The organism is Bilophila wadsworthia ATCC 49260, from assembly GCF_000701705.1.
GTDB classification, from domain to species: domain Bacteria; phylum Desulfobacterota; class Desulfovibrionia; order Desulfovibrionales; family Desulfovibrionaceae; genus Bilophila; species Bilophila wadsworthia.
In genome coordinates, this window is the sequence record NZ_JNJP01000027.1 from 36,853 (window position 1) to 45,607 (window position 8,755).

Consider the following 8,755-nt stretch of genomic DNA (forward strand, 5'->3'; position numbering starts at 1 on the left):
TGAAGATTGGGGAAGGGGGGAGAAACCTTTCTGAAGAAAGGTTTCTCCCCCCTTCCCCAAACCCCATCCCCTCTCTTCCCAAGACTTTCGCCCTTATCGAATCCCTGTCCGCAGGTTTCCCGTATATGGAAAAAAGGGAGAATACTACGGGACACAAAAACGGGACACGTCGACAATACAGAAAAAACGCTCGTCCTTCCTGAACTCCTTCCGTGTCCCCTCCCCACCAGTTGAAGTTTTTGCGGGTGGGGGTACGGGGGAGGGAGCTTTTTGCAAAAAGCTCCCTCCCCCGATTCGTTTTTCTACTTCAACAAGCCTTCGGCAACGTCAACGACATGATCGACGGTGAACCCGAAGTGCTTGAACAGCACGTCGCCGGGGGCGGACTCGCCAAAGCCGGACATGCCGACCACCGCGCCGTCGAGCCCCACGTACTTCCACCAACCGTCCACGGAGGCAGCTTCGACCGCCACGCGCGCACGCACGGCGCGGGGCAGCACGTTTTCCTTGTATTCGGCAGGCTGCGCGTCAAAAAACTCGGCGCAAGGCATGGAAACCACGCGCGCCTTACGGCCCTTCCCGGCCAGCGCTTCGGCGGCGGAAACGGCGAGCTGCACTTCGGAACCCGTAGCGATGAGGATTACCTCGGGTGTGCCTTCGCAATCCTTGAGGATATACGCGCCGCGCTTCACGGCTTCAAGCTGTTCCTCCGTGCGGGTCTGCGGCGTCAGGCCCTGACGGGTCAGCACCATGCAGGAAGGCTGGGCGGACTCAAGAGCCACCTTCCACGCCACGGCGGTTTCCACCGCGTCGCAGGGACGCCACACGAGCAGATCGGGAATAAGGCGCAGGCTGCTCACATGCTCGACGGGCTGGTGCGTGGGGCCGTCCTCTCCGACGCCGATGGAATCGTGCGTCAATACCCAGACAAGGCGCTGCTTCATGAGCGCGGACAGGCGGATGGCGTTTCTGGCATAATCGGAGAACACAAGGAACGTGCCGCCGTAGGGGATGAACCCGCCATGCAGCGCAAGGCCGTTCATGACGGTACCCATGACGAATTCACGCACACCGTAGGACAGGTAGTTGCCGTTCCAGTCGTTGCGGCCGATGCGGGAAGCCTTTTCGTGCCACGTGCCCACGGAACCGGTCAGGTCGGCGGAACCGCCGAACAGTTCCGGCAGATGCGGAGCGATGGCGTTCAGGACGTCGCGGTTGGCGATACGGGTGGCGACCTTCGGCTTGTCCGCGTCAAAACGGGCGATGGCGGAGGAGGAAACGCTTTCCCAGTCGGCAGGCAATGTGCCGCTCATCCGGCGCTCGAATTCGGCAGCGAGATCGGGATAGGCTTTCGCATAGGCGGCAAACAGAGCTTTCCACTCGCCTTCAAGCGCTGCGCCGCGCTCGCGGGCGTCCCACGCATCCTTGATGTCCTGCGGCATGACGAACGGTTCGTCCTTCCAGCCGAGCGCGGCACGCACGGCGGCGTTTTCATCCGCCCCCATCGGCGAGCCGTGGCTTGATGCCGTCCCGCCCTTCTTGGGGGAACCGTAACCGATGGTCGTCTTGCAGCAAATCAGGGTCGGACGCTCGGTTTCCTTGCGGGCGAGGACCAGCGCCGCGTCGAGCATGGCGGCATCGTGACCGTCCACGCCGGAAATGACGTGCCAGCCGCACGCTTCAAAACGGGCGGGCGTGTCGTCGCCGAACCACTGGTGGACGTCGCCGTCGATGGAAATGCCGTTGTCGTCATACATGACGATGAGCTTGCCGAGGCCGAGAGTCCCGGCGAGGGAACAGGCCTCCTGCGACAGCCCTTCCATGAGGCATCCGTCGCCGAGGAACACGTATGTGTGGTGATCGACAATGGGGAAGCCGTCGCGGTTGAACTCGGCGGCGAGCAGTTTTTCAGCCACAGCCATGCCCACGGCGGTGGCAAAGCCCTGTCCGAGCGGCCCGGTGGTGGTTTCCACGCCGGGGGTCACACCCTTTTCGGGATGGCCGGGCGTACGGGAGCCGAGCTGGCGGAAATTCTTGATATCGTCCATGCTCAGGTCATAGCCGGTGAGATGCAGCACGCTGTAGAGCAGCATGGAGGCATGGCCGTTTGACAGGACGAACCGGTCACGATTAGCCCAATGGGGATCGGCGGGATTATGACGCAACACGCCGCGCCACAGGGCTTCCGCCATGTCGGCCATGCCCATAGGCGCGCCGGGGTGGCCGGACTTGGCCTTGTCTACGGCGTCCATGGAAAGGATACGAATGGCATCGGCAAGTTCTTTACGGGAACGCATGACTACTCTCCGTCAGCTTACAAAGTCAGTGAACGGGCTTCCTCCGCCTTGCTCTCAAACGCCAGACGACGGGCCTCATAGGGTGGAACCGAGAAAAACGCCGAACCGGACACCAGCACGTCCGCACCCGCACGCACGAGATCGGCGGTGTTGTCGGGCGTGACGCCGCCGTCGATCTGGATGAGCGTCTCAAGGCGGCGTTCGTCCAGCATCCGGCGAAGACGGCGGATCTTTTCATAGGTGATCGGCAAAAATTTCTGCCCGCCGAATCCCGGGTTCACGCTCATGAGGAGGATCATATCGACATCCTCCAGCACGTATTCCAGCGCGGACAGCGGGGTGGCTGGATTGAGCGCGACTCCGGCCTTCATGCCCAGACGCCGGATTTCCGCGAGCGTACGCTGCAGATGCCGGGTAGCCTCGGCATGCACGACCAGCATGTCGGCACCTGCAGCCTGAAATTCGGAAAGATAGTTTTCGGGCTCCACAATCATCAGATGCACATCAAAAAACAGGCCGCTGCGCTTGCGCAACTGCCTGATGACGTGCTGCCCGAAGGTGATGTTCGGCACAAACCGCCCGTCCATGACATCCCAGTGCACCCACCGGAGACCGGCGGCCTCCAAAGCCGAAAGTTCCGCCGCAAGGTTGCCCACGTCAGCGGAAAGAAGAGAAGGAGAAAGAATCATCGGAGCTTACCTTGTCGGTTTAAGACGCTGCCGCCCCAGCAATGCCTGCAGGGCCATCAGTTCGCTTTCCACATGGCGGAGCATGTCTTCCGCGCTTGTCCGGGCCTTTCCGTCGCCGGACTCGGCGCATTCCCGTTCGAGAACGCGCCTGGCCCCTTCGATGGTCATACCCTGCTCGTGCAGCAAGGTGCGAATGCGCCGGAGCACGACGAGGTCCGCATCGGAATACAACCTCTGCCCTTTCGGCGTACGCAAGGGGCGCAACTGCTCGAATTCCGTTTCCCAGAAACGCAATACGTAACCTTCCAGCTTCAGCAGCCGAGCCGCTTCCCCGATGCGATACGTCCGTCCAGTCATAGAGTTCCCATGCGGAACGCGTCATGCTCCATTGATTACAGACAAAAAGACATGCCTCGTCATCGATGCGTCACGATCAGATGCGGACGCCCAGATTCTTGATGAGCGATTGTGCCACCTTTTCCCGCTCCTTGTCCACCTCGGCATCTTTAAGAGTCCGGTCGGCCTTGCGGAACGTGAGCCGGAAGGTCAGGTTACGTTCTTCCGTATCCTTGGGCTCATACAGGTCGATGAGGGTCACGTCTTCGAGGATGGCAATGCGCATGTCGCGGATGTGCTTCTCAACGGCGGCCACGGACAGGGTAAGCGGAGCAATGACCGTCACGTCGCGGCTGGACGCCGGGAACACGGACAGCGCCTTGAACACGATGCGGGCCGCCCGGTGCAGATCCCATAGGGTTTCCAGATCCAATTCCGCCAGCCAGATGGGCTTGCGGGCATGGTAGGCGTCGGCGAGCTGCGCCTTGACCTGCCCCACCACGCCGACGGGCTTTCCGTCGACGGTCACGCGCACGCACGGAGCGAGGAACGGATGCGTGTTTTCGTCGCGGGTGAACACGGGCGCGGAGAGATTCAGGAACGCCGCGAAATGTTCCACCAGCCCACGGATGTCCGCGTATCCGGCGTCGATTTCCGCATTCGGCCACGCCGTGTCGTACAGGGAACCGTACATCACCATGCCGAGACGGGCGCTTTCCTTCGCAGTGGTCTGGGAAGCGGGATCGGCCTCAAACACGTTGGCCACTTCGAACAGGCGGACGCCCATGTTGCCGTGCGCGATGTTGGTACGCACATTCTGCAACAGGCTCGGGGCGATCTCGGTGCGGAGCACGTTCTGTTCTTCGGTCAGCGGGTTGATGATATCGATGCGGCCTTCCTTGGAAAGGCCGAGATGATCGAGATCCTTGTGGCCGACGAAGCTGTAGTTCTCGGCTTCGTTCAGGCCGAGGCCACGTCCCCACGCCTTGATGCGGGACAGGAAACCGTACCGGGATTCCGGCTGGCCGAAACGATCGAGAGGGCGGGAAACGGCGGGCAGGGTTTCCGGGATGGTGTCCATGCCCTTCACGCGCGCGATTTCTTCGATGAGGTCCACTTCGCGGCTCAGGTCGGAACGCCAGCTCGGGGTCGTGACCTTCCAGTCCGCCTCGTCGGAGCGGTCAAGGCCGCAACCCAGACGTTCCAGCGTATCCGCGCAGAACGCGGGCTCGACATCCATGCCGAGCAGATCCACGGTACGCTGAACACGGAAACGCGGGTGCGGGGCTGCCCACAGCTTGGGCTCCTGCGTGCAGGCACCTGTGCGGACCACGCCGCCGGAAAGTTCCGCCATCAGGCTGACGGCCCTGTCCATAGCGAACCGGGAATTGATCTGATCCACACCGCGCTCAAAACGGTAGGAGGCTTCACTGGCCAAGGCAAGGCGGCGGGCCGTCTTGCGGATGGTTTCAGGGCGGAACACCGCGCTCTCGACCATGACGTTGCGGCTGGCGTCGGAAATTTCCGTATCGAGCCCGCCCATGACGCCGGCGAGCGCAACAGGCTTCATGCCGTCACGGATCAACAGGTCGGCGGAGGTCAGCACACGCTCCTGCCCATCAAGGGTCACAATGCGTTCACCGTCGCGGGCCACGGAGATTTCCGTGCGTCCGCCTTCCAGCTTGTCGCGGTCAAAGGCGTGCAGCGGCTGCCCCAGCTCCATCAAAATATAGTTGGTAACGTCCACGATGTTGGAAATGGGGCGGACGCCCACAGCGTGCAGGCGGTGGCGCATCCACATGGGCGACTGCCTGATGGTCACGCCTTCCACGAGACGCAGCTGGTAGAACGGGCACAGGTCGGGATTCGGGATATTCACGGCCCATTCCGACGACCAATCCGCACCCTGTGCTTCCACATGCACCTTGGGCAGCGTCAGGGGCAGCTTGAAAGCCAGCGCCGCTTCGCGGGCAAGGCCGAGTACGGACAGGCAGTCGCCGCGGTTCGGGGTGATGCCGATTTCCAGAATCTCCGTATCCAGATCCAGCGCGTCGATGAGGCGCGTGCCGACCTTGAAGCCTTCGGGCAGCACCATGATGCCGTTATGATCTTCGGAAAGCCCCAGCTCACGCTCGGAGCAGATCATGCCGAACGAAGGCACGCCGCGCAGCTTGGCCTTCTTGATGACCATACCTCCGGGCATCGTCGTGCCCACCAGCGCCACCGGCACTTTCTGTCCGGCGGCCACATTGGGTGCGCCGCACACGATGTTCAGCACTTCTTCCTGTCCGGCATCCACCGTGCATACGGCCAGATGATCCGAATCGGGATGGGCCTCTTTCGTCAGGACGTGCCCGACGACGATGTCCTTGATGGCATCATACGGATGGATGATGTCTTCCAGCTCCAGCCCAAGCATCGTCAGGCGATCGCCGACTTCCTGAGCCCCGGCTTCCACCGGAACAAATTCGCGCAACCATTTCAGACTTAACAGCATTGCTCAATCCTCTCGGGGCATCGCCCCAAAAACCGCCGAGGAAAGCCTTCCCACAACGACGGCGCATTCTTCTCTTGATCGGGACCGCAAACAGCATTTTTCCGGAATGAGCCGAAGAAATACCTTTTAAAGAAGAACTGAAGTCCGATCCCGATTCCCTGTCCGAAGGAGGGATACTGGCCCTAGGCAAACTGACCGAGGAAACGCACATCGTTCTCAAAGAACATGCGCAGGTCCCCGATGCCGTACTTCAGCATGGCGATACGTTCCACGCCAAGCCCGAAGGCGAATCCGGTCACTTCTTCCGGGTCGTAGCCAACGGCCTTGAAGACTTCAGGATCGACCATGCCGCACCCGAGGATTTCCAGCCAGCCGGTCCCCTTGCACACGCGGCACGTAGTGCCGTTGACATGCCCCTTCCCGCCGCACATACAGCAGGAAATATCGGCTTCGGCGCTGGGTTCCGTAAACGGGAAGAAGCTCGGGCGGAAACGGATGCGGGTGTCGGAACCGAACACTTCACGCATGAACGCGGTAAGCGTCCCGCGCAGATCGGCCATGGTCACGTGCTTGTCCACGAGCAGGCCTTCGACCTGATGGAACATCGGCGTGTGCGTGATGTCCGAGTCGCGGCGGTAGACGCGTCCGGGCGCAACCACGGCGACGGGAGGCTTCTGCTTGAGCATGGTCCGCACCTGAAGCGGGGACGTATGCGTACGCAACACGATGCCGTCGGATACGTACAGGGTATCCTGCATGTCGCGCGCGGGGTGTTCCGGCGGAATGTTCAGCGCTTCAAAGCAGTAGTAATCCGTCTCCACTTCCGGACCGGACACGATGTCGTAGCCAAGCCCCTTGAAGATGGTGCAGATTTCTTCCATCACCATGGTCACCGGATGCAGCGAACCGCGCCACGGCAAACGGCCGGGCAGGCCCGCGTCAAAGCGTGCCAGTGCGGCGGCCTCTTCGGCGTTGTCGAGAGCCGTCTTCTTGGCTTCGAACTGAGCTGTCAGGCTTTCCTTCACCCGGTTGGCGGTTTGCCCCAGCAAAGGACGCTGCGCAGGCTCAAGTTCGGGAAGACGAGACATGATGCGGGCAATGCGGCCCTTGCGTCCGAGGAATTCAACCCGGAGCGCTTCCATTTCCTGCAACGAAGAAGCCTGATCCAAACCCTTTTCAAGTTCCGGGATCAGGCTTTCAAGTTCCGTGAGAAGGTCCATCTAGACAACCTAACAATTTCGTTACACTTTGTGTGATTACATACGGACGGATACAACGCCGAACAATAAGGACTTCAGTCTTAGCATACCGAGAATGCCTTGTAAATCCGCAATTCCGATGCCCCAACTGCACATAACGACGTGTGCTTTCCGGCCGTTTTGCCGCTCAGTTCCGGTTCTCCCCACTCTTCTTCGTTTCACGTTTTCAACGATCGTGTGAGAAAACATTCCCAAGCAACGCACCTTTTCAAGACATCTGTTGTCACGGAAATGATTCTCAGATATGCTGCTGGAATCATATTCTCCCGCATAGAACACTTGCGGCGTTCCCCACGGCCCCGTACCGCGGCTGGCCACCACTCCAAGCAAACAAGGTGCACGCATGGATCTGGACGAGCGGATTGAAGAGTTCCGAAACAGCCTCCCGGAAAAAAAAAGGGAAGCTTTCGATTCGTTGCCACACGAATACAAGCAAACGCTCATTGATCCTGAGGCCATCAAAAAAATGGCCCAAGCATCCCTGAACGCTGCCGGCGTCATGAAGCGCACTCCGGCCAAGCTTCCGTCCTTCCCTGCGCCCTACTCCCTTCCCGGCAGTTTTCTGGATGAGCTGGATGAGCATCCTGTTGTGACCTTCATCCAGATCAAAAAGGAGTTCAACAAAGAATTTTCCACGTGGGTAGCCGGCTGCTGCCAATACTTGGGATCGTTCATTGAACTGAATTCCGGCAATTTCTATGTAAACCTTACCCAGTGCCATCTGAACAGAAGAAACATCGAGGCGTGCGCCAAGCTCCTCTACCTTTCCGGAGTCATGCTTGATGACAAACACAGCATGAAATATTTCGTTCAGATCGCTAGGGAAATCACGACGTCCTTCTATCCGTTGGATACGTCAGCCATTCCAGCGGAAATCTCTGATCCGGACGACCTCACAAAACACCTTGAACGGGAATATCAGCGCCAGCACCCTGAACACTGGTTTGAAGACTGGAGGCAGCGTTTTACGCACGAGATGCAAGAGTTTTTCGAAAAGAAAGACCTGATTGAGAAAGCGGCCTCGTCAAATCAGCAAAAGCCCCAGTATCAACCTACAACCCCTTCAAAAAAGGCACAACCTGAGAAAAAACGAAAAGAAAAGGGTTGCCTCGGTGTTTGCCTCATACTGACAGTACTCGCCGCTTTGGGAATACTCTTCCTGCACTAGTTTCGCTTGTACAGTATTTTCATGATGAGGAAAATCCATACGGTTTTTCATCTTATGCTGTACCTTCTCATCTCTTTTTCATTCGGAAACAACGCGCCCCCCAATGCCCTTGGGAGGGAAGTATTTCCCAACACGCCTAAAAGTGATGCATTACTTCCGGACACAGCATCTAAAGCCCTTCTTCGGCAAATCGATGAGGCTTGCGGGAAAAGAGAAGAAGGCGGAGAAGAAGCAAATGATCCGATTAAGGAGCGAACCGGGCGGGTACCGTAGGAAAAAGAAGCTGGGGGAGGAGGAAACCCGAGGGGGAGGGAAGGCTGAGGGAGAAAGAGCAGGAGGGGCTTGCGCCTAGCCTGGGGCTTGGGGAGGGGTGGCCTGTGATGAGGATGAGTTCGGGCAAAACAAAGGGCCGTCCTGGATAGGACGGCCCTTTGGAAATAAAGTCTTGGCGTTGTTCTACTTTCCCACGTAAGAATGCGCAGTATCATCGACGATGGAGAGCTTAACTG

The 8,755-nt window shown here is 59.2% G+C and carries 6 protein-coding genes; 1 reads left to right on the forward strand and 5 read right to left on the reverse strand.

Annotated elements, in window-relative coordinates:
- Nucleotides 1–302: 302 nt before the first annotated feature.
- The 5 genes from tkt to pheS form a co-directional block, all read right to left on the reverse strand.
- Nucleotides 303–2,297, reverse strand: a complete 1,995-nt coding sequence (gene tkt / locus T370_RS0110900; RefSeq protein WP_029435740.1) for a transketolase — start codon at nt 2,295–2,297, stop codon at nt 303–305.
- 17 nt (nt 2,298–2,314) lie between these two features.
- A complete protein-coding gene (gene rpe / locus T370_RS0110905) occupies nt 2,315–2,986 on the reverse strand; it encodes a ribulose-phosphate 3-epimerase (RefSeq protein WP_005029476.1) in 672 nt (223 codons plus the stop codon).
- Nucleotides 2,987–2,992: 6 nt separating this feature from the next.
- Entirely contained in the window at nt 2,993–3,343 is a 351-nt protein-coding gene (locus T370_RS0110910) for a MerR family transcriptional regulator (protein ID WP_005029474.1), read from the reverse strand.
- Nucleotides 3,344–3,419: 76 nt separating this feature from the next.
- Nucleotides 3,420–5,819, reverse strand: a complete 2,400-nt coding sequence (gene pheT / locus T370_RS0110915) for a phenylalanine--tRNA ligase subunit beta (RefSeq protein ID WP_029435741.1) — start codon at nt 5,817–5,819, stop codon at nt 3,420–3,422.
- A gap of 182 nt (nt 5,820–6,001) precedes the next feature.
- Nucleotides 6,002–7,039 (reverse strand): phenylalanine--tRNA ligase subunit alpha, encoded by a 1,038-nt coding sequence (gene pheS, locus T370_RS0110920; RefSeq protein WP_005029467.1) that lies wholly within the window; start codon nt 7,037–7,039, stop codon nt 6,002–6,004.
- A 382-nt stretch (nt 7,040–7,421) separates the two neighbouring features.
- Between pheS and T370_RS0110925 the strand changes: the two genes are divergently transcribed.
- Nucleotides 7,422–8,246 (forward strand): hypothetical protein, encoded by an 825-nt coding sequence (locus T370_RS0110925; protein WP_029435742.1) that lies wholly within the window; start codon nt 7,422–7,424, stop codon nt 8,244–8,246.
- Nucleotides 8,247–8,755: the final 509 nt, after the last annotated feature.

Coding starts and splice junctions, on each gene's coding strand:
- tkt (WP_029435740.1), bottom strand. CDS start 2,297: ATGCGTTCCCGTAAAGAACTTGCCGATGCCATTCGTATCCTTTCCATG.
- rpe (WP_005029476.1), bottom strand. CDS start 2,986: ATGATTCTTTCTCCTTCTCTTCTTTCCGCTGACGTGGGCAACCTTGCG.
- T370_RS0110910 (WP_005029474.1), bottom strand. CDS start 3,343: ATGACTGGACGGACGTATCGCATCGGGGAAGCGGCTCGGCTGCTGAAG.
- pheT (WP_029435741.1), bottom strand. CDS start 5,819: ATGCTGTTAAGTCTGAAATGGTTGCGCGAATTTGTTCCGGTGGAAGCC.
- pheS (WP_005029467.1), bottom strand. CDS start 7,039: ATGGACCTTCTCACGGAACTTGAAAGCCTGATCCCGGAACTTGAAAAG.
- T370_RS0110925 (WP_029435742.1), top strand. CDS start 7,422: ATGGATCTGGACGAGCGGATTGAAGAGTTCCGAAACAGCCTCCCGGAA.